This is a genomic window from Gaetbulibacter sp. PBL-D1, assembly GCF_050509525.1.
Lineage (GTDB): Bacteria > Bacteroidota > Bacteroidia > Flavobacteriales > Flavobacteriaceae > Gaetbulibacter_B > Gaetbulibacter_B jejuensis.
Window position 1 is genome coordinate 185,066 of sequence record NZ_JBNWKB010000005.1, and the last position, 19,383, is coordinate 204,448.

15 protein-coding genes are annotated in these 19,383 nt (G+C 33.7%); 12 read left to right on the forward strand and 3 right to left on the reverse strand.

Annotated features, from left to right (window positions below):
• Nucleotides 1-19 precede the first annotated feature (19 nt).
• The 4 genes from ACQ0RB_RS06030 (at nt 20) to ACQ0RB_RS06045 (ending at nt 7,387) form a co-directional block, all read left to right on the forward strand.
• Nucleotides 20-2,431 (forward strand): alpha-ketoacid dehydrogenase subunit alpha/beta, encoded by a 2,412-nt coding sequence (locus tag ACQ0RB_RS06030; RefSeq protein WP_430497219.1) that lies wholly within the window; start codon nt 20-22, stop codon nt 2,429-2,431.
• Nucleotides 2,432-2,532: 101 nt separating this feature from the next.
• Nucleotides 2,533-5,277: a T9SS type B sorting domain-containing protein gene (locus ACQ0RB_RS06035; protein ID WP_430497221.1), complete on the forward strand. Its 2,745-nt coding sequence runs from the start codon at nt 2,533-2,535 to the stop codon at nt 5,275-5,277.
• A 29-nt stretch (nt 5,278-5,306) separates the two neighbouring features.
• Nucleotides 5,307-6,914 carry a class I SAM-dependent methyltransferase gene (locus ACQ0RB_RS06040; protein ID WP_430497223.1) on the forward strand — a complete coding sequence of 536 codons (1,608 nt, stop codon included), beginning with the start codon at nt 5,307-5,309 and terminating at the stop codon, nt 6,912-6,914.
• A complete protein-coding gene (locus tag ACQ0RB_RS06045; RefSeq protein ID WP_430497225.1) occupies nt 6,911-7,387 on the forward strand; it encodes a hypothetical protein in 477 nt (158 codons plus the stop codon). Before ACQ0RB_RS06040 ends, ACQ0RB_RS06045 begins: the two co-directional genes overlap by 4 nt.
• Here ACQ0RB_RS06045 and holA read toward each other — a convergent pair.
• Complete coding sequence (gene holA, locus ACQ0RB_RS06050) at nt 7,384-8,388, reverse strand: DNA polymerase III subunit delta (protein WP_430497227.1); 1,005 nt, start codon at nt 8,386-8,388, stop codon at nt 7,384-7,386. The genes ACQ0RB_RS06045 and holA overlap by 4 nt on opposite strands.
• 26 nt (nt 8,389-8,414) lie before the next feature.
• Here holA and ACQ0RB_RS06055 point away from each other — a divergent pair, with 26 nt between their 5' ends.
• The 3 genes from ACQ0RB_RS06055 (at nt 8,415) to ACQ0RB_RS06065 (ending at nt 10,804) form a co-directional block, all read left to right on the forward strand.
• The gene (locus ACQ0RB_RS06055) at nt 8,415-8,861 is read left to right on the forward strand and encodes a type I restriction enzyme HsdR N-terminal domain-containing protein (RefSeq protein ID WP_430497229.1); all 447 of its coding nucleotides are present in this window, start codon (nt 8,415-8,417) and stop codon (nt 8,859-8,861) included.
• Nucleotides 8,858-9,838 (forward strand): glycosyltransferase family 2 protein, encoded by a 981-nt coding sequence (locus tag ACQ0RB_RS06060; protein ID WP_430497230.1) that lies wholly within the window; start codon nt 8,858-8,860, stop codon nt 9,836-9,838. Before ACQ0RB_RS06055 ends, ACQ0RB_RS06060 begins: the two co-directional genes overlap by 4 nt.
• A 105-nt stretch (nt 9,839-9,943) precedes the next feature.
• A complete protein-coding gene (locus ACQ0RB_RS06065) occupies nt 9,944-10,804 on the forward strand; it encodes an OmpA family protein (protein ID WP_131507574.1) in 861 nt (286 codons plus the stop codon).
• Nucleotides 10,805-10,855: 51 nt separating this feature from the next.
• Here ACQ0RB_RS06065 and ACQ0RB_RS06070 read toward each other — a convergent pair whose 3' ends face one another.
• Nucleotides 10,856-11,476: an L-threonylcarbamoyladenylate synthase gene (locus ACQ0RB_RS06070; RefSeq protein WP_129760575.1), complete on the reverse strand. Its 621-nt coding sequence runs from the start codon at nt 11,474-11,476 to the stop codon at nt 10,856-10,858.
• Nucleotides 11,477-11,624: 148 nt separating this feature from the next.
• On the opposite strand from ACQ0RB_RS06070, the gene ACQ0RB_RS06075 reads away from it, so the two are divergent.
• Together ACQ0RB_RS06075 and ACQ0RB_RS06080 are read left to right on the forward strand one after the other, a co-directional pair.
• Nucleotides 11,625-12,584: a hypothetical protein gene (locus ACQ0RB_RS06075; protein WP_430497233.1), complete on the forward strand. Its 960-nt coding sequence runs from the start codon at nt 11,625-11,627 to the stop codon at nt 12,582-12,584.
• Nucleotides 12,581-13,540: a hypothetical protein gene (locus ACQ0RB_RS06080; RefSeq protein ID WP_430497235.1), complete on the forward strand. Its 960-nt coding sequence runs from the start codon at nt 12,581-12,583 to the stop codon at nt 13,538-13,540. The genes ACQ0RB_RS06075 and ACQ0RB_RS06080 overlap by 4 nt, the downstream gene beginning before the upstream one ends.
• On the opposite strand, the gene ACQ0RB_RS06085 is transcribed toward ACQ0RB_RS06080, so the two are convergent.
• The gene (locus ACQ0RB_RS06085) at nt 13,541-15,853 is read right to left on the reverse strand and encodes an ATP-dependent helicase (protein ID WP_430497237.1); all 2,313 of its coding nucleotides are present in this window, start codon (nt 15,851-15,853) and stop codon (nt 13,541-13,543) included.
• A 147-nt stretch (nt 15,854-16,000) separates the two neighbouring features.
• Here ACQ0RB_RS06085 and ACQ0RB_RS06090 point away from each other — a divergent pair, with 147 nt between their 5' ends.
• Genes ACQ0RB_RS06090 through ACQ0RB_RS06100 form a run of 3 tightly spaced genes read left to right on the forward strand, consistent with a single transcriptional unit; the run spans nt 16,001 to nt 19,380 of the window.
• Entirely contained in the window at nt 16,001-17,269 is a 1,269-nt protein-coding gene (locus ACQ0RB_RS06090) for an amidohydrolase (protein ID WP_430497238.1), read from the forward strand.
• Between the two features lie 2 nt (nt 17,270-17,271).
• A complete protein-coding gene (locus ACQ0RB_RS06095; protein ID WP_430497240.1) occupies nt 17,272-18,843 on the forward strand; it encodes an FMN-binding glutamate synthase family protein in 1,572 nt (523 codons plus the stop codon).
• A 15-nt stretch (nt 18,844-18,858) separates the two neighbouring features.
• Nucleotides 18,859-19,380: a hypothetical protein gene (locus ACQ0RB_RS06100; RefSeq protein ID WP_129760571.1), complete on the forward strand. Its 522-nt coding sequence runs from the start codon at nt 18,859-18,861 to the stop codon at nt 19,378-19,380.
• The last annotated feature ends 3 nt before the right edge of the window (nt 19,381-19,383 follow it).

A 19,383-nucleotide genomic window follows, 5' to 3' on the forward strand; every position in this document is an offset into this window, starting at 1 on the left:
CTTAAAAATACCTCTATAAATGCATACTGAACCAAACACTATAAACAACATCACTTTTGATGATTTCAAAGCCGAAGTCATAAACGATTACACAATTGCTGTTACAAGCAGAGAATGTAGTTTGTTAGGTAGACGTGAAGTTTTGACTGGTAAAGCAAAATTTGGAATTTTTGGTGACGGTAAAGAAGTCCCGCAACTTGCATGGGCAAAAGCATTTAAAAATGGAGATTTTAGATCTGGTTATTACAGAGACCAAACCTTTATGATGGCTATTGGTGAGCTAACCATTGACCAGTTTTTTGCTGGTTTATATGCACACCCTTCTATTGAAGCTGACCCTATGTCAGCAGGAAGACAAATGGGAGGTCATTTTGGTACTCACAGTTTAGACAAGGATGGTAACTGGAAAAACTTAACACAACAAAAAAACTCAAGCGCTGACATCTCTCCTACTGCTGGTCAAATGCCTCGTTTATTAGGATTGGCACAAGCTTCTAAAATATACCGAAATGTTAAAGGTATAGACGCTACTAAGTTTTCGGTAAATGGTGACGAAGTTGCTTGGGGAACAATTGGTAACGCTAGTACTAGTGAAGGTTTATTTTTTGAAACCATAAACGCTGCTGGTGTATTACAAGTACCAATGGTAATAAGTATTTGGGATGATGAGTATGGAATTTCTGTACATGCTAAACACCAAACTACTAAAGAAAACATATCAGAAATCTTAAAAGGATTTCAAAGAGACGATAAACATAAAGGCTACGAAATACTTAAAGTTAATGGTTGGGATTATGTAGCATTAATGGAAACCTACCAACAGGCTTCTAAAATTGCAAGAGAAGAGCACGTTCCTGTAATGATTCATGTGGTTGAACTTACACAACCTCAAGGTCACTCTACTTCTGGATCTCACGAACGTTACAAATCTCCTGAGCGTTTAACTTGGGAAGCTGAGCACGATTGTATTTTAAAAATGCGCCAATGGATGGTTAGCAATAATATTGCTGATGAAGAAACATTAGACAGCATTGATAAAAACATAAAAAAACAAGTAAGAGAAGGTAAAAAAAGAGCTTGGGATGCTTACTTAAAACCAATCAAGCAAGAGCAAAACGAAGTTATTGATATTTTAACTAAGCTTGCATCTTCTAGTCCAAACAAGGTGTTTTTAACAAAACTTGTCAATGATTTATCTGCCATAAAAGAACCTATCAGAAAAGATGTATTTTCTTCTGCAAGAAAAGCACTTCGTTATGTGATTTCTGAAGAATCAGCAGAAAAAGCAACATTACAAAACTGGATTAACACTAACTTAGACAGAGTTCAACCAAAATACAGTTCGCATTTATATAGCGAAACCAAGCATTCTGTACTAAATATTAAAGAGGTTGAACCAACTTATGATGACAATGCAGAAGAAGTTGATGGACGTTTAATTTTAAGAGATAACTTTGATGCCATTTTTGGCAACTATCCTGAAACCTTAGTTTTTGGTGAAGACTCAGGAAATATTGGTGATGTTAACCAAGGCTTAGAAGGATTACAGAAAAAATATGGTGAACTTAGAGTAGCTGATGCTGGTATTAGAGAAGCTACAATTATAGGTCAAGGTATTGGAATGGCAATGAGAGGATTGCGTCCAATTGCTGAAATTCAGTATTTAGACTACCTAATGTACGCACTTCAAATCATTAGTGACGACCTTGCTACATTGTATTACAGAACTTTAGGCAAGCAAAAGGCACCATTAATTATTCGTACTCGTGGACACAGACTAGAAGGTATTTGGCATTCTGGTTCTCAAATGGGTGGAATTTTACATTTAATGCGAGGTGTTAATATTCTTGTTCCTAGAAATATGGTTAAGGCTGCAGGATTTTATAATACACTTTTAGAAAGTGATGAACCTGCACTTATTGTAGAATGTTTAAATGGTTACCGTTTAAAAGAAAAAATGCCTAATAACTTAGGACAACTTAAAACACCTGTTGGTGTTGTTGAAACTGTTAAAGAAGGAACAGACATTACTTTGGTATCCTATGGATCAACACTTCGTATTGTTGAAGATGTTGCTAAAGAGCTTCTAGAAGTTGGTGTTGATGCAGAAGTTATTGACTTACAGTCACTGCTTCCACTAGACATTAACCATGATATAGTGAAGAGTGTTAAAAAGACAAACCGATTAATGGTTATTGATGAAGACGTTCCAGGAGGAGCTTCGGCATATATTTTAAACGAAATATTAAATACTCAAGGCGCTTATCAATATTTAGACAGTCAACCTAAAACATTAACAGCTAAAGCACACAGACCTGCTTATGGTACTGATGGTGATTATTTCTCAAAACCTTCTTCCGAAGATATATTTGAGGCTGTTTATAATGTTATGCATGAAGTAAACCCTTCAAGTTATCCAAAAATTAGGTAATTTGACTTCATTTACTGTTTGATGTATTCAACTTAAAAATCAAATAGTTATATTTACTTATTATAAGTTCTCCTTTTTCAAGGTGAATAAATAGGTTATTCATGATAAGACACTTTTTGTTGATTATTTTTTGTTTAATTACTATTAGCTTGTTTTCGCAAAACGAATCTGCTATTTGGTATTTTGGCTACAATGCTGGTCTTGATTTTAACACTGGAGATGATCCTTCAGTTTTATTAAATGGACAACTCATTACCAAAGAAGGATGCGCTACAATTTCTGATGCTAATGGTAGCTTATTATTCTATACTGATGGTAGAACTGTTTGGGATAGACAACATCAAGTTATGCCTAATGGCGAAGGACTTTTAGGACATTCTTCTAGTACAGAATCTGCACTTATTATCCCTAAACCCGGTAATTCAAACTCCTACTACATTTTTACTATTGACAAACCAAGTTATTTTTTAACAGAAGACGAACCTATTGATGGTGTTAATTATTCTGAAGTTGACATGACACTTAACAATGGCTTAGGTGATGTTGTTGATACTCAAAAAAACATACATTTAATCACTTATGACGTTAACAATGCTACTCAAAGCGAGTATAAATCTTCCGAAAAAATCACAGCTGTAACACATAGTGACGGAAGCGCTGTTTGGGTTATTACACATTTTAGAAATAAATTTTATGCGTTTTTAGTTGACTATACTGGTGTTGTTGATACTCCTGTTGTTTCTTCGGTTCAACAAATGGTAGAGCCTAGGATTAATGAAGAAGGTGCAAATGTTACTGCTATTGGGTACTTAAAAGTATCACCTGATGGAGAAAAAATTGCAATAGCACATAGCTCAACAAATCTAGGTAGCCCGAGAAACGGAACAAAAAAATCAGGAAAGGTATTATTGTACGATTTTAATAACGCTACAGGTGTTGTAAGCAATCAAAAAAACGTAATTTCAAATACCTATCCTTACGGAGTTGAATTTTCGCCTAATTCAGAGCTACTATATGTTACTACTAGCGTTTTTGATGAGGACGATTTATTTGTTACAAGTTATTTGTATCAATACCAAACCGAGGCTGCTAATGTTGAGACTACACAGCAAACCGTTAACAGCTCTTCAAATGTTGCTGGCGCTTTGCAATTAGCTATTAACGGTAAAATTTACAGAGCAGGATATCCTGTTTTTGGAGAAGGAGAATATCTATCTGTTATAAATAACCCAAATGGTATTGGCTCTGCATGTAACTATTCTCATAATTCTCTTTTTTTAGAAGGAAAAACTGCTCAACTAGGACTTCCGCCTTTTATACAATCTATATTTCTTTACACGTTTGATTACGAGTTTACCTGTCTTGGTGATACCACTCATTTTTTTATAACTTCTGAAGAGCCTTATGATACTGTAGAATGGAATTTTGGTGACGGTCAAACCTCAACTAACGAAGAAGCTTATCATTTTTATGACCAACCAGGAACTTATACAGCTACATTAACCCTATCAATTAATGGTGTTGAATATGACCCAATGGTTAAACAAATAAATATTTCAGAAGCTCCTAATGTAATGCAAAACACTTACGATTTGGTACAATGCGACTCGTATGACAACGACCCAAATGATGGTATTGCAACCTTTAATTTAGCTTTAGCCAATGGACCTTTAACCTTCAACACTTCTGAAGCTATTCAGGTTTACTATTACCATTCTGAAGCAGAAGCTCTAGCTGATGAACACAACTCAAATGCCTTAAACAATGTTTATGAGAATCAATACCAAGGCGAAATATTATATGCCAAAGTATACAAAGCCAATACACAATGTTTTAATATCGCATCAATAAGACTCGAAACCACACAGTCAGTTGATTTAAATAGTTTTGAGCTTGAAACTTGTGATTTAGATAATTCTGGTATTGCTGAATTTGATTTAAATAATGCAGTTGAGAATATCGTAAACACACTCAACTTACCTACAAACATTAATGTTACCTTTCATGAAACACAACAAGATGCTGCTATTGGCATAAATGCAGTACCATTAAACTATACTTCATCTTCTACTAGCCTTTATATTAGAGCTGAAAGCGATAACGTATGTTATGGTGGTGGCGTTTTAGAATTAATTGTAAAAGACTTTCCTTTAATAGACGACCAAACTATTAATGTTTGTCCTTCTGAATTTCCAATAATAATTGATTCTGGTTTAAGTAATAGTGATGTTTCTAACTTTAATTATTTATGGAATACTAATGATACCACCAATCAGATTTACATAAACGAACCTGGTATTTACAATTTAACAATAATTGACCCTGCTTTAAACTGTGAAAAACATATAACTGTTACTGTTAATCAAATTGAAACTGCTCAAGTAGAAAGTATAGTTATTAACGATTATGATGTAACTATAAACCTCATCGCCACAATTGGAGATTTTGTATTTTCACTAGATGACCCTAACGGAATCTACCAACCTAGCAATGTATTTACTAATGTAGAAGCAGGTTCTCATACAGTATATATTAAAGACCTTTTTAACTGCAATATTAGTTCTGAAACATTTAATATTATTGGGTTTCCTAAATACTTCACACCAAATAATGACGGAAGACACGACACGTGGAATATAAAAGGATTAGACCCAAACGATTATCCTGATATTACAATTTATATTTTTAACAGGTATGGCAAACTTCTAAAAGCTTTCAACCCAAATACATCAAATGGTTGGGATGGTTTATTTCATGGTAAACTATTAACACCTGACGATTATTGGTATTACTTAAAACTTCCTGAAGGAAAAGAATATAGAGGTCATTTTTCTTTAAAAATATAATCAATAATAATTTCGATTACACCAAAACTATGCTCACAAAGCAAGACAAACAGCAATTAAGAAGTAATATTTTTAAACACCTTGATGGTATTGCTACTGCTACTACTGCTCATACTTTGAATTCAAAAGGAGTATTACAGTACCTTTTAGAAAATAAAACATGTAGCCTAACAGAATTAACCGAAAAGTTCAATGCTAACGATGGCTATCTCAATATTGCGCTAAGAATTTTGTCTGCTCAAGGTTGGCTTACTCAGCACCTAGACAATGCCAATGACAAAGTAGAGTACGAAATTAATACTAATAGCAAAAAGGCCTTTGAACTTGTTCATTTATACGAAGATGCTGTAAAGCTTTTGGATTACTCGGTTAAATTTCCTGAAGACCGAATTGGTGCTGATGCATTTATTGCTCTTGAACGCATATTCAAAAAATTTGAGCAAAACTTTGGATTAGGCAAAGTAGAAGAAAACAGTATTGAACAACAAATTTTAAAACACATTGAAGGTGTTATTGTTGCTCCAATAATTGTGTTATTGGGAGTTAATGGTTTATTTCATAAATATTTTATGGAAGCCTCTTTTACTGCTGAAGAATACCATAAAGACCCAGAAAGTTTTAAGAAAATATTAGACTTTTTCACACATTTAGATTGGTTTACTAAGAAAAAGAACACTTATCAATTTACCGACAAAGGGTTGTTTTTTGCTAAAAGAGCAAGTGCTTATGGCGTTACCGTATCTTACCTTCCAACCTTTGTAAAACTAGATGAGTTGATTTTTGGAAATCCTATGATTTTAAAAACCGATTCTCCCGATGAAAAGGAAAAACATGTTGACAGAGAAATGAATGTTTGGGGAAGTGGTGGTGCGCATTCAACGTATTTCAAGGTTATAGACGAAGTTATTATTGAACTCTTTAACAAACCCATAGACGAACAACCAAAAGGCATACTTGATATGGGTTGTGGAAATGGTGCGTTTATTCAGCATATATTTGACGTTATCGAGCACCAAACTTCAAGAGGAAAAGTATTAGAAGAACATCCTTTATTATTGGTTGGAGCCGATTTTAACCAAGCTGCTTTAAAAGTTACCAGAGCCAACTTAATTAAAGCTGATATTTGGGCTAAAGTAATTTGGGGAGACATAGGACGTCCAGATTTATTAGCAAAAGATTTAAAAGAAGACTATAACATCGATTTAAAAGATTTACTTAATGTACGCACATTTTTAGATCACAACCGCATTTGGGAAGCTCCAAAAACAATTACTAACAGAGTTAGTCAATCATCTGGTGCTTATGCTTATCAAGGAAAACGCATTAGTAATAATTTAGTAGAAGATTCTCTGCTAGAACATTTACAAAAATGGAAACCTTATGTAGAACGTTTTGGTTTACTCATTATCGAATTACATACCATAAACCCTAAACTCACTGCTGTTAACCTAGGAAAAACTGCAGCTACCGCTTACGACGCTACTCATGGTTATAGCGACCAATACATTATTGAAGTTGATGTTTTTAATAGTATTGCTAAAGAAGCTGGTTTAGTTCCAAGTGAGCATTATTTTTCAAAATTTCCTGATAGTGAACTCGCCACAGTTAGTGTTAACCTACTAAAAGGAAACCTATGAAAGCAGCAACTGTAGTTAGTATTAAAAAAGAATTACAGCATCGTTCTTCTGAAGAATTAATAGAACTCTGCTTACGGTTATCAAAATTCAAAAAAGAAAACAAAGAGCTACTCACCTATTTACTATTTGAATCTCATGATGAAATAGGATACATTGAAGCTGTAAAATCTGAAATTGATGACTTGTTTGAACAAATTAACACCAACAGCTATTTCTACATTAAAAAAAGTGTCAGAAAAATATTGAGACTCATAAAAAAATACGCACGATACTCACTTAAAAAAGAAACCGAAGTTGAGCTTCTACTCTACTTTTGCAAGCAACTAAAAGCGTTTAAACCTTCAATAAAGCACAATGTAACGCTAACTAACATATATCAAAGACAACTTGTTGCCATTCAAAAAATAATTGCAACACTACATGAAGATTTACAATACGATTACACTATAGAATTAGAGCAATTAGAAGCTTAATTCATAATTCTAACCATTAATTCTTTAAGTAAATCGCTTTGCGGTATTGAGTTAGCACCAACACCTTTGCTCTTTACATCAAACTCTCTTAGTGAGGCAATAACAGCACTTACTTTTTTCATTGGATAGTTACGTGCTGCTACAATATATTCATTAGCAAAATAAGGGTTTATTTTTAAGGCAGACGCAACGTTTCTGGACGACTTATCATTTAATCCATGTAACTGCAATAGTTTAGAGAAATAACTATGAAGTAATGAAACTGTAACTACCATTGGATTATCTTTTGGGTTTTCACCAAAATACTTAATAATCTTAAAGGCTTTTTTAGTATCTCTATCTCCAATAGCCTTATGCAATTCAAAATTATTATAATCTTTGCTAATCCCAATATTTTGCTCAATGTGCTCAGGAGTAATCTCAGTGCCTTCAGGAAGTACAATCTTTAGTTTTTCAAGCTCATTATTTATTTTGCTTAAATCGGTTCCTAAAAATTCAGCAAGCATCAATGCTGCTTTTGGAGTTATTGAATAGCTTTGACCAGACAACACTCTCCTAATCCAATCTGGTACCTGATTGTCGTATAGTTTTTTGCTTTCAAAGACAACACCATTTTTCTTTATGGCCTTGTAAAGCGACTTTCGTTTATCAATTTTCTTGTACTTATAATTTACAACCAAAATAGTTGTTGGTTGCGGATTTGCAACGTAGGCTTCCAACTTATCAATAGTTCTAGAGAGGTCTTGAGCTTCTTTTACTATAACCACTTGGTGTTCGGCCATCATAGGAAAACGCTTAGCATTAGCTATAATATCCTCAACACTCACATCTCTTCCGTAAAGTACCATTTGGTTAAACCCTTTTTCCTCCTCACTTAAAATATTGTCTTCAATAAATTCTGACAACTTATCTATATAATAAGGTTCTTCACCCATTAAAAAATAAACAGGTTTAATGTGTCCTTTTCGTATATCGCTTACTAATTCTTTGACTTCGTCCATTGAAAAATTTTCACCAAATTTGTAGTGTGCAAAAACTAAATTTTCCTACATACTCGTTTCGATTCAAAAATAACGAAAATAAAGTTTCTATTTTTGATGCTATTCGCAAAAAATTTGTGGTTTTACAACCTGAAGAATGGGTAAGACAACATTGTTTACAGTTTTTAATTGAAGAGAAAAAATATCCAAAATCTTTAATTAATGTTGAAAAAGAATTAACGGTCAACGATTTACGTAAACGCTACGATATAGTCGTTTATAACCCAAACGGACAAATACATTTGGTTGTAGAATGTAAAGCTCCAAAAATTAATATTAACCAAACCGTCTTTGATCAAATTGCACGTTACAATTTAGAGTTAAACGCAACCTATTTAATGGTTACCAACGGAATTAATCATTATTATTGCCAAATGGATTTTGAAAATGAACGCTATGTGTTTTTAAGAGACATTCCTGAATATCAAAAATGAAAATAGCTGTCGTCATACTTAATTGGAACGGAAAAGAACTTTTAGAACAGTTCTTACCATCGGTTGTTGCTTATTCTCAAAATGCTGATATTTACGTAGCTGATAATGCTTCAACTGATAACTCCGTTGAGTTTTTAAAAACAGAATATCCTAACATTAAAGTTATTGTCAATTCTACAAATGGTGGTTATGCCAAAGGCTATAACGATGCTCTTAATACTATTGATGCTGATGTATTTTGTTTACTCAATAGCGATGTAGAAGTAACTCCTAATTGGCTTACACCTATTCAAGAGGCTTTTAGCAACGATAAAAACATTGCTATTGCGCAGCCAAAAATTTTAGATTACAAACAAAAAGACCATTTTGAATATGCTGGAGCTGCAGGAGGCTATCTAGATAAATATGGTTACCCTTTTTGTAGAGGTCGTATCTTTAACACTCTTGAAAAAGATAATGGTCAATACAATGATATAGCTACTATTTTTTGGGCAACAGGTGCTTGTTTATTTATTAAGCGATCTGTTTTTGGCGAACTCAATGGATTTGATGAAGACTTTTTTGCCCACATGGAAGAAATTGATTTGTGCTGGCGAGCCTACAACAAAGGGTATACAACAAAATATATTGGCACATCAAGCATATACCATGTTGGTGGTGCAACACTTAAAAACTCTAATGCTAAAAAAACATATTTAAACTTTAGAAATAGTCTTTATACCTTAGTTAAAAATGCTCATGGCTCAATAATACCAAAAGTGTTTACTAGGTTACTTTTAGATGGTATAGCTGGCATCAAGTTTTTACTAGAATTTAAGCCTCAGCATTTTTTAGCAATCATTAAAGCACATTTTGCATTTTACGCAAAACTTCCTAAGCTTTTAAAATTTCGAAATTCACAAAAAAAGAAAGAAAATTACTACCATAAAAAATCTATAGTGTGGTCTTATTACGTAAATAAGGATAAAAGATTTTAATTGTTTATAAAATTGTTAAAGTTTTTGTTAACATATACCAAACGGAGTAATCTTTTATATAATTTTGGTATGTTAAATTACAAATTATTTAATCACACACTAATTATGAAAAAACTAATGTTATTAAGTGTTTCAGCCATGTTGCTTTTTGGATCATGTGTATCTAAAAAAGAATATGCAGCACTTGAAGCGAAACAACAAGAAACACAAGACCTATTAAATACTGCAACTGTTAAATTAAACAGCTGTTTATCTGATAAGGCTTCTGCAATTGCAAGAGCTGAAGCTTTAGAAGACAGAATTTCTGACTTAAAAAAATCTAACGACAACCTAATTCAAAGTAACAAGGATTTAACTATTCTTACTTCAAAAGGTGCTTCTAACGTTGAAAAAACTTTAGAAAGCATGAAAGAAAAAGACCTTAAAATCTCTCGTTTACAAGATGCTATCACTAAAAAAGATAGTGTAATGTTGGCTTTAGTAACTAGCTTGAAAAAAGAAGTTGGTATTAACGATCCTGACATTGAGGTAAACGTAGAAAAAGGAGTTGTATTTATTTCAATTGCTGACAAACTTTTATTTAAAAGCGGAAGCTATGTTGTAAACGAACGCGCTAAAGAAGTTTTAGGTAAAGTTGCTAAAGTAGTTAACAGCAAACCAAACTTTGAGTGTATGGTAGAAGCACACACTGACCCTGTTCCTTACAACAAACCACCATTGGTTGACAACTGGGATTTAAGTGTTAAACGTGCTACATCTGTAGTTCGCGTACTTGAAGATTTAGGTGTTTCTTCATCTAAACTTATTGCTGCAGGACGTGCAGAGTTTGTTCCTGTTGCATCTAATGACACTGCTGAAGGTAAGGCAGCTAACCGTCGTACTAGAATTGTGATTTTACCAAAAATCGATGAGTTCTACGATATGATTGAAAAAGAAATGAAAAACTTAGAAGCTGGTACTAACTAATTGCTTCTTTATAGAAAAAGAAAAGCTCAACCAATGGTTGAGCTTTTTTATTTAAAATATCTCCAAACTCCCTTTACCTTCCCTAACAATGATTGGTTCTTCTTCTGAAAGGTCAATAACAGTGGACGCTTCATTATCACCATAACCTCCATCAATTACCAAATCAACTCGGTTATTCCATTTCTCCAATATAAGCTCAGGATCAGTAGTGTATTCCAAAACTTCATCTTCATCACGTATGGATGTTGAAATAATAGGGTTACCTAATTGCTTCACAATTTCTAAAGCAATAGTATTATCAGGCACACGAATACCTACTGTCTTTTTCTTTTTAAAAGCATTTGGTAGGGTCTTCGCTCCAGGTAAAATAAACGTATAAGGACCAGGTAATGCTCGTTTTAAAATCTTAAAAGTTGTAGTATCTATTTGCTTAACATAGTCACTTAAATTGCTTAAATCATGACAAATAAATGAAAAGTTAGCTTTATCTAACTTCACGTTTTTTATTTGAGCAATACGCTCTAAAGCCTTAGTATTGGTAATATCGCAACCTAAACCATAAACCGTATCTGTTGGATAAATAATCAATCCACCATTTTTAAGCACCTTAATCACTTTAGCAATTTGCTTAGGATTAGGATTCTCCGCATAAATTTTCACAAATTCAGCCATAAATATGTATCTTACAGTTACATTACAAAGTAAAGCATTTTTATGATGTGATGCATATAAACAAATTTTGATACTAATTAAAACACTTACAAAAGCACATTTACTATAAAAACATGTAACAATATTCAATTTTTAGAGTCTTAACTATATGCAAAAGATACTACTCATAGTCATACTTTTTATCACTACAGGAAAAGCATTTTCCAATTTTAAAGTAGAGTATGTATCTTTTACCGAAGCTGAAATTATAAACGATTATACTACTAGAATTCCCTTTAAGCTTATTGACCATTTAATTGTTGTTGAAGCTAAACTGTTAGGTAAAGAAGGTAATTTTATAATAGATACTGGCTCTGAAACTTTAATTTTAAATAAAGTTCATTTCCCAATAAAATACAGTCACAATAAAAAGAAAAACGAAACATCTGGTGTTGTGAATATTGTTGACGACCCTTTAGAAAGACAACTCAGTCAGTTTGTAATTCAAAATTTGATTTTGGAAAACAAAACCTCTGATGTTATTGACCTTTCTCACATTGAAAGAACAAAAAAAATGAACCTTTTAGGTGTTATTGGTTATAACATACTGAAAGACTACGAAGTATTTATAGATTTATACTTAAACCAAATTACACTTACTAAAACAGATAGGTTTGGAGAAAAACTAGATAAATATGTTTATCTAGAAAAAATAACAGATAGCATTGATTTCAAATTAAAAAACCATACTATTGTACTCAATGCAACAGTAAATGGTCAAAACTTAAAAATGGGATTGGATAGTGCTGCTGAGCTTAATCAAATAAACAAATCAGTTAGCAAAAAGGTTTTAAAATATTTCCATCCTAAAGAAAGACTCATGCTTACAGGAGCAAGTAATTCCAAAATTGAAGTTTTGGCAGGGAAATTGCATCGTGTTAAACTGAGTGAAACTATTTACTTTGGACCAATGAACACAATATTGACCAATTTAAGTAAAATGAACGAAGCCTTCGGAACCAAGTTAGATGGTGTTTTAGGCTTTGAGTTTTTTCAGCAGAAAAGAACAATTATAAACTATAAAAAAGAAAAACTTTACTTCGTAAAGCATCCAAATATAAAGGATTGAAATTAGTCATAACATATTTATGCCTTTGCTTTTTAAGCTTAAACCTCGTAGCACAAAATGGCAACACTTTAGGCTACAAAATTGAAGGTGAAGAGGTCGTGTTTACTTTTGATGTTAGAGACTACAAAGAATACACCAATGAGCATACTGGCAGAAAGATGGATTTTAAAGACTTTAACATTGAAAATGTTGTCGTTTCTGGAGAATTCAACCTTTGGTCTAGAGACAAATGGAAAATGAACAAAGTAGGTGAATACACTTATGAATTAAGAAAAAAGCTTTCTGACTTTACTGATGAATTTTCTTGGGAGTTTAAGTTTGTAATAAACAATTCATATTGGGCAGAACCAAGCAACAAGGTATCCAATATTGCTCCTGCAGTTGATAACCACGGAAACAATTACCACACATACAATCTTAAGATTTACACTGCTGTTCCTGATCCAAACGGAAATGCATGTTTTAAATTAAATGGTTATGAGAACGCAAAAAATGTAATCTTAAGCGGAAGTTTTAACCGTTGGGATGAACACTTATTTAAAATGATCAAAACAACTAATGGCTGGGAACTTACCCTAGACTTAAAACCAGGAGAATATCAATACAAGTTTATAGTTGACGGTAACTGGATAGAAGACCCTGACAATCCTTCTAAAAAAAGAAACGAGTATGATGGTTACAACTCTGTTATCAATATACAAGTTCCTGTTACATTTAATCTTTTTGGTTTTAAAAACGCTAACACTGTGATTCTTGCTGGTTCTTTTAATGATTGGAACGAGCACGAAATAAAAATGACCAAAACCGACAAAGGATGGACATCTACCATACTTCTATCTGGCGGAAAACATCACTACAAATACATTGTTGATGGCGAGTGGATTGTTGACCCAAACAACTCCATAAAAGAATATGATGGTCATGGACACATCAATTCTGTAAAAATGGTTAAATAATTAACCCAACACTTGCAGTTTAGCAAATCGTAACAACAGCTTTTTTACACCTCCATTTTCAAAATTGATTTCTGCTTTTGTATCAGCGCCTTGACCTTCAATTTTAAGCACTTCGCCTTTACCAAACCTAATATGCTCCACAATATTTCCTACAGTAAGTTTACCATCAAACAGATTCACTCCATCGTTTGTGGTTTTTGATATAGGTTTCAATTTAGGTGGAGCTACAAACTTAGGAGGCTTTTTTTCTGATTTTCGCTTAATAGGTTTCTTAAAACGAATTTTATCAGGTTCAACATCACCAAAAATATCAGGATTCAACATAGGGTTTTGCCTTGGGTCGTTTACTGGAGTTAATACCTCTAAATACTGGTCATCAATTTCTTCAATAAATCGACTTGGTTCAGCATCAATTAATTTTCCCCAACGGTACCTCGAAAGTGTATAGGTTAAGTAAGCTTGCTTTTCTGCTCTAGTTAATGCCACATAAAATAAGCGTCGCTCCTCCTCTAGTTCACTACGCGTATTCATACTCATGGCACTTGGAAATAAATCTTCTTCCATACCTACAATATACACATAAGGGAACTCCAAACCTTTAGCCAAGTGAATGGTCATTAATGCTACTCTATCGTCATCACCTGTGTCATTATCTAAATCGGTAGCTAGAGCAACATCTTCTAAAAACTCGGTTAAAGAACCTGTAGTGTCTGCCAATTCTTTTTGTTCTTCAACAAAATCCTTAATACCATTTAAAAGTTCTTCAATGTTCTCCATTCTAGCGATACCTTCAGGAGTACCATCTTTATTGAACTCTCTTATCAATCCGCTAGCTTTAGTGACGTGTTCAGCAAGTTCAAAAGCATTAGCATTTTGGTTCATGACCTGAAAACTCTCAATCATAGTTACAAAATCCTGAAGTTTGCCTTTAGTACCAGAGTTGATTTTTATATCAACCTTATCTAGGTTTTGTAATACTTGAAATATTGAACGGTTATAACCATTTGCTGCAACCACCAATCTATCAATAGTGGTTTGCCCAATACCTCGCGCAGGAAAATTAATCACACGTTTAAGCGCTTCCTCATCGGCTGGATTAATAATCAACCTTAAATACGAAAGCACATCTTTAATCTCTTTACGTTGGTAAAAGGATAAACCTCCATAAATTCGGTATTCAATTCCTCGTTTACGAAGCGCATCTTCCATTGCACGCGATTGCGCATTAGTACGATACAGTATGGCAAAATCTTTATTTTTAAGCTGATTATTCATCTTATTCTCAAAAATAGAACTCGCCACATAACGACCTTCGTCACCATCGGTCATTAAACGGTTAACCTTTATTTTAGGACCTTCATCATTAGCTGTCCAAACTACTTTATCTAACTTGGTTTGGTTTTTATCAATAATAGAGTTTGCTGCATTAACAATGTTTTTTGTAGAACGGTAATTTTGCTCTAACCTAAACACTTTTACATCATCATAATCGCGTTGAAAATTCAGGATGTTATTAATGTTTGCACCACGAAACGCATATATACTTTGCGCATCATCACCAACCACACATATATTTTGAAAACGATCAGAAAGTGCTCTTACAATCAAATACTGCGAATGGTTAGTATCCTGATACTCATCAACCAAAATATATCTAAAACGATCTTGATATTTGGCAAGCACATCAGGAAAACGAGTTAAAAGTTCATTGGTCTTCAACAATAAATCATCAAAGTCCATAGCACCTGCTTTAAAGCATCTCTCTACATAGTTTTTATAAATATCACCTAATCGTGGTCGTCGAGCAGCAGTATCAGCTTCAATAAGCTCTGGATTATTAAAATAGGCTTTAACTGTAATTAAGCTGTTTTTATACGAAGAAATTCTAGATCTTACCTGCTTATACTTATATACATCTTTATCAAGATTCATTTCCTTAATGATTGAAGAAATCAATCGATCAGAATCCTGTGTATCGTAAATTGTAAAGTTACTTGGATAACCTAACCGATCGGCTTCAAACCTTAAAATTTTAGCAAAAACCGAGTGAAATGTTCCCATCCAAAGGTTTTTAGCTTCGCTATTTCCAACAATATCTGCAATACGCGATTTCATTTCGCGAGCAGCTTTATTTGTAAAGGTTAATGACAAAATATTAAACGCATCAACCCCTTGACTCATTAAATACGCTATTCTATAAGTAAGCACACGTGTTTTCCCTGAACCTGCTCCTGCTATTACAATCATAGGTCCATCTTTTTGCAATGTAGGTGCTAATTGTGCATCATTTAACTGACTTAAATACTTCTCCAATTCAATTTCATTTTAAAGTGTGAAAATAACCAATGTTACTTAGTTACATAAACAGTTTTATTAATAATTATAAACAATTAAAGTATTGTAAAAAGGCTTTGACAAATTTTAAATATATTTAGAGTTCAAAACGTAAATAGATACTTCATGAAATTTCTACCAGCTTTATGTTGCCTTATCATTTCAAGCACATTTTCGCAAACAACTTTAGAACAAGATATTATTGATATTGAACCAAAAGTTATTGAATGGAGACACCATTTTCATCAAAATCCTGAGTTATCAAATCGAGAGTTTAAAACTGCTGAAAAAATTGCTGAACACTTAAAATCTTTAGGGTTTGAAGTACAAACAGGAGTCGCAAAAACAGGAGTTGTAGGTATATTAAAAGGTGACCTTCCAGGAAAAGTAGTGGCGCTTAGAGCTGATATTGATGCCTTACCTGTTACCGAAAGAAATGATTTACCCTTTAAATCGGAAGTTAGAGATACCTTTTTAGGTACTGAAACTGGAGTAATGCATGCTTGCGGACACGATACGCACATTTCAATTTTAATGGGAGTTGCTGAAATATTTTCAAAACATAAAGACAAGATTAAAGGTACCATTAAATTTATTTTTCAACCTGCTGAAGAAGGTCCTCCTCCTGGAGAAGAAGGCGGAGCATCTTTAATGGTTAAAGAAGGCGTTTTAGAAAACCCAAAAGTGGATGCTATTTTCGGACTTCATATTAACTCTGCTACTCCTGTTGGTACCATAAAATACAAACCTGGAGGTATGATGGCTGCTGTAGAGCGTTTTGTAGTGAAGGTAAAAGGCAAGCAAACTCACGGTTCGCAGCCTTGGGGAGGAGTTGACCCTATTTACATTTCTGCTAAAATTATTGATGGTTACCAAAGTATCATCAGTAGAGAATCTAATTTATTGGTTGAACCTGCTGTTATTACTGTTGGTAAAATTACAAGTGGTGTACGTTTTAATATTATTCCTGAAAGTGCTGAACTTATTGGGACTGTTAGAACCCTAGATGCTGATATGCGAACCAAAATCATTACACGAATGACCGAAATGACTGAAACCATCGCCAAAGCTTATGGTGGTGAAGCAACTATTGAGTTTCAAGAAAACACACTTGTTACCTATAACGACCCAGATTTAACCTCACAAATGTTACCTTCGCTAGAAAAAGCAGCAGGAAAAGATAATGTTAAACTTATGAAAGCAGTTACAGGAGGTGAAGACTTCTCTTATTTTCAAGAGGTTGTTCCTGGGCTTTACTTTTATTTAGGCGGAATGACACCAGGAAACACTGAAGCGTTTCCTCACCATACTCCCGATTTCAAAATTGATGACAATGGATTGATTTTGGGTGTTAAAGCCATGACATACTTAGCATTAGACTACTTAAACAATTAATAATGAATACGTTTTTAGATTTCATAAGCAACATAAGCTGGTGGATGTGGATGTTAATCGTTTTAGCTTTAGTTGCTATAAGAGACATCTTTTTACAAAGAAAACACACCATAAGCCATAATTTCCCTGTTATTGGGCATTTTAGATATATTTTAGAACGCATTGGTCCTGAACTTAGACAGTATCTTGTAGCAAACAATAGAGAAGAGTTACCTTTTAACCGAATTGAACGAGGTTGGATTTATGCGTCTGCTAAAAAAGAAAACAACTACGAAGGGTTTGGAACTGACAGAGATATTTATTCGCATCATCACATCTTTATCAACAATGCAATGATGCCTTATAAAATTGAAAAAGACCATCCTAATGCTGTTGACAAAACGTTTTTACCTTGTGCAAAAGTTATTGGTGCTTACAACAAGCGAAAAAAACCGTTCAGACCTGCGTCTGTAATTAATGTTTCTGCTATGAGTTTTGGTTCTTTATCTGCCAAAGCAGTTGAGTCTCTCAACAAAGGTGTTCATATAGCTGGAGCATACCACAATACAGGTGAAGGTGGTTTGTCTCCTTACCACTGCAATGGAGGTGATGTTATGTTTCATTTTGGAACAGGCTATTTTGGAGTAAGAGATAGCAATGGTAACTTTTCAATGGAAAAATTAGTGCAGTTAGTTAATGATAATCCACATGTAAAAGCCATAGAAATTAAGCTGTCTCAAGGCGCAAAACCTGGAAAAGGTGGTGTACTTCCTGGAGCAAAAATTACTGAGGAAATTGCTCGCATACGTCACGTAGAAGTCGGTAAAGACGTGTTATCACCTCCTAACCATTCAGCGTTTTCCAACGTTCCTGAAATGGTTGATTTTATTGAAGCCATTGCTGAAGCAACAGGTTTGCCTGTAGGTATAAAAGCTGCTATTGGAAAACTAGACCAATGGGAAGAACTTGCTGATATAATGAAAACCAAAGGTCATGGACCAGACTTTATAACTGTAGATGGTGGCGAAGGCGGTACAGGTGCTGCTCCACCAAGTTTTGCAGACCACGTTTCATTACCTTGGGTTTATGGGTTTAGCGATTTATACAAACTATTTCAGAGAAAAGGTTTAAGTGAACGCATTGTTTTTATTGGAAGTGGAAAACTAGGATTTCCTGCAAAAGCTGCAATGGCTTTTGCTATGGGAGTTGACTGTATTAACGTTGCCAGAGAAGCCATGATGAGTATTGGTTGTATCCAAGCACAAATTTGCCATACCAATCATTGTCCTAGTGGTGTTGCCACCCAAAGCAAATGGCTACAAAGTGGTATTGATGTAACTTTAAAGTCACATCGATTAGCGCAATATTTTAAAACCTTTAGAAAAGAGTTTATAGAAATTACACATTCCGCAGGTTACGAGCATCCTTGTCAGTTTAAAATGAGTGATATTGATGTAAATGTAGACGACCATAACCTGTCTAAAGAATTAGATTTAACCTATCACTACGAAAAAACTCCTGTGCCTTTTAAAAGTATGCAAGATTTAAAAGATTGCATATATTTGGGAGGTCAATATAAAAACCAAAATACCTAACCTAACTAAAACACTATGGAAGTTGAAAAAATATTTGAAGTATTATTGTATGCTGTTCCTGCCCTAATTACTGGAATGATTGCTTATTACTTTTTTAAAGAACACACTAAAAACGAAGATGGTAGAAGACGCTTTTTATTACATAAAGACATACAAGTAAACACACTTCCTATCCGCCTACAAGCCTATGAAAGAATGGCTTTGTTTTTAGAGCGTATTACACCTTCAAAATTACTGATTAGAGTTATTCCAAACTCCTCAAATAAAGAAGATTACGAATCTTTAATTATAGCAACTATTGAGCAAGAGTTTGAGCATAATTTATCACAACAAATCTACATGACTGATGAGTGCTGGAACATTATTGCAGCAGCAAAAAACGCCACTATTCAACTGATAAGAAAAGCAAGTCTTTTAGAAAAAACTGACACTGCCAATAAACTTAGAGAAGTTGTTTTAACCGAAATGATGGAAAAGCGAGCTCCTAGTGACGCTGCATTATCTTACATAAAACAAGAAGTAAGCGACATGTGGTAAAAC

Bases quoted from the DNA above. Each gene is read 5' to 3' on its own strand.
- ACQ0RB_RS06030 (WP_430497219.1), top strand. From the start codon at position 20: ATGCATACTGAACCAAACACTATAAACAACATCACTTTTGATGATTTC.
- ACQ0RB_RS06035 (WP_430497221.1), top strand. From the start codon at position 2,533: ATGATAAGACACTTTTTGTTGATTATTTTTTGTTTAATTACTATTAGC.
- ACQ0RB_RS06040 (WP_430497223.1), top strand. From the start codon at position 5,307: ATGCTCACAAAGCAAGACAAACAGCAATTAAGAAGTAATATTTTTAAA.
- ACQ0RB_RS06045 (WP_430497225.1), top strand. From the start codon at position 6,911: ATGAAAGCAGCAACTGTAGTTAGTATTAAAAAAGAATTACAGCATCGT.
- holA (WP_430497227.1), bottom strand. From the start codon at position 8,388: ATGGACGAAGTCAAAGAATTAGTAAGCGATATACGAAAAGGACACATT.
- ACQ0RB_RS06060 (WP_430497230.1), top strand. From the start codon at position 8,858: ATGAAAATAGCTGTCGTCATACTTAATTGGAACGGAAAAGAACTTTTA.
- ACQ0RB_RS06065 (WP_131507574.1), top strand. From the start codon at position 9,944: ATGAAAAAACTAATGTTATTAAGTGTTTCAGCCATGTTGCTTTTTGGA.
- ACQ0RB_RS06070 (WP_129760575.1), bottom strand. From the start codon at position 11,476: ATGGCTGAATTTGTGAAAATTTATGCGGAGAATCCTAATCCTAAGCAA.
- ACQ0RB_RS06075 (WP_430497233.1), top strand. From the start codon at position 11,625: ATGCAAAAGATACTACTCATAGTCATACTTTTTATCACTACAGGAAAA.
- ACQ0RB_RS06090 (WP_430497238.1), top strand. From the start codon at position 16,001: ATGAAATTTCTACCAGCTTTATGTTGCCTTATCATTTCAAGCACATTT.
- ACQ0RB_RS06095 (WP_430497240.1), top strand. From the start codon at position 17,272: ATGAATACGTTTTTAGATTTCATAAGCAACATAAGCTGGTGGATGTGG.
- ACQ0RB_RS06100 (WP_129760571.1), top strand. From the start codon at position 18,859: ATGGAAGTTGAAAAAATATTTGAAGTATTATTGTATGCTGTTCCTGCC.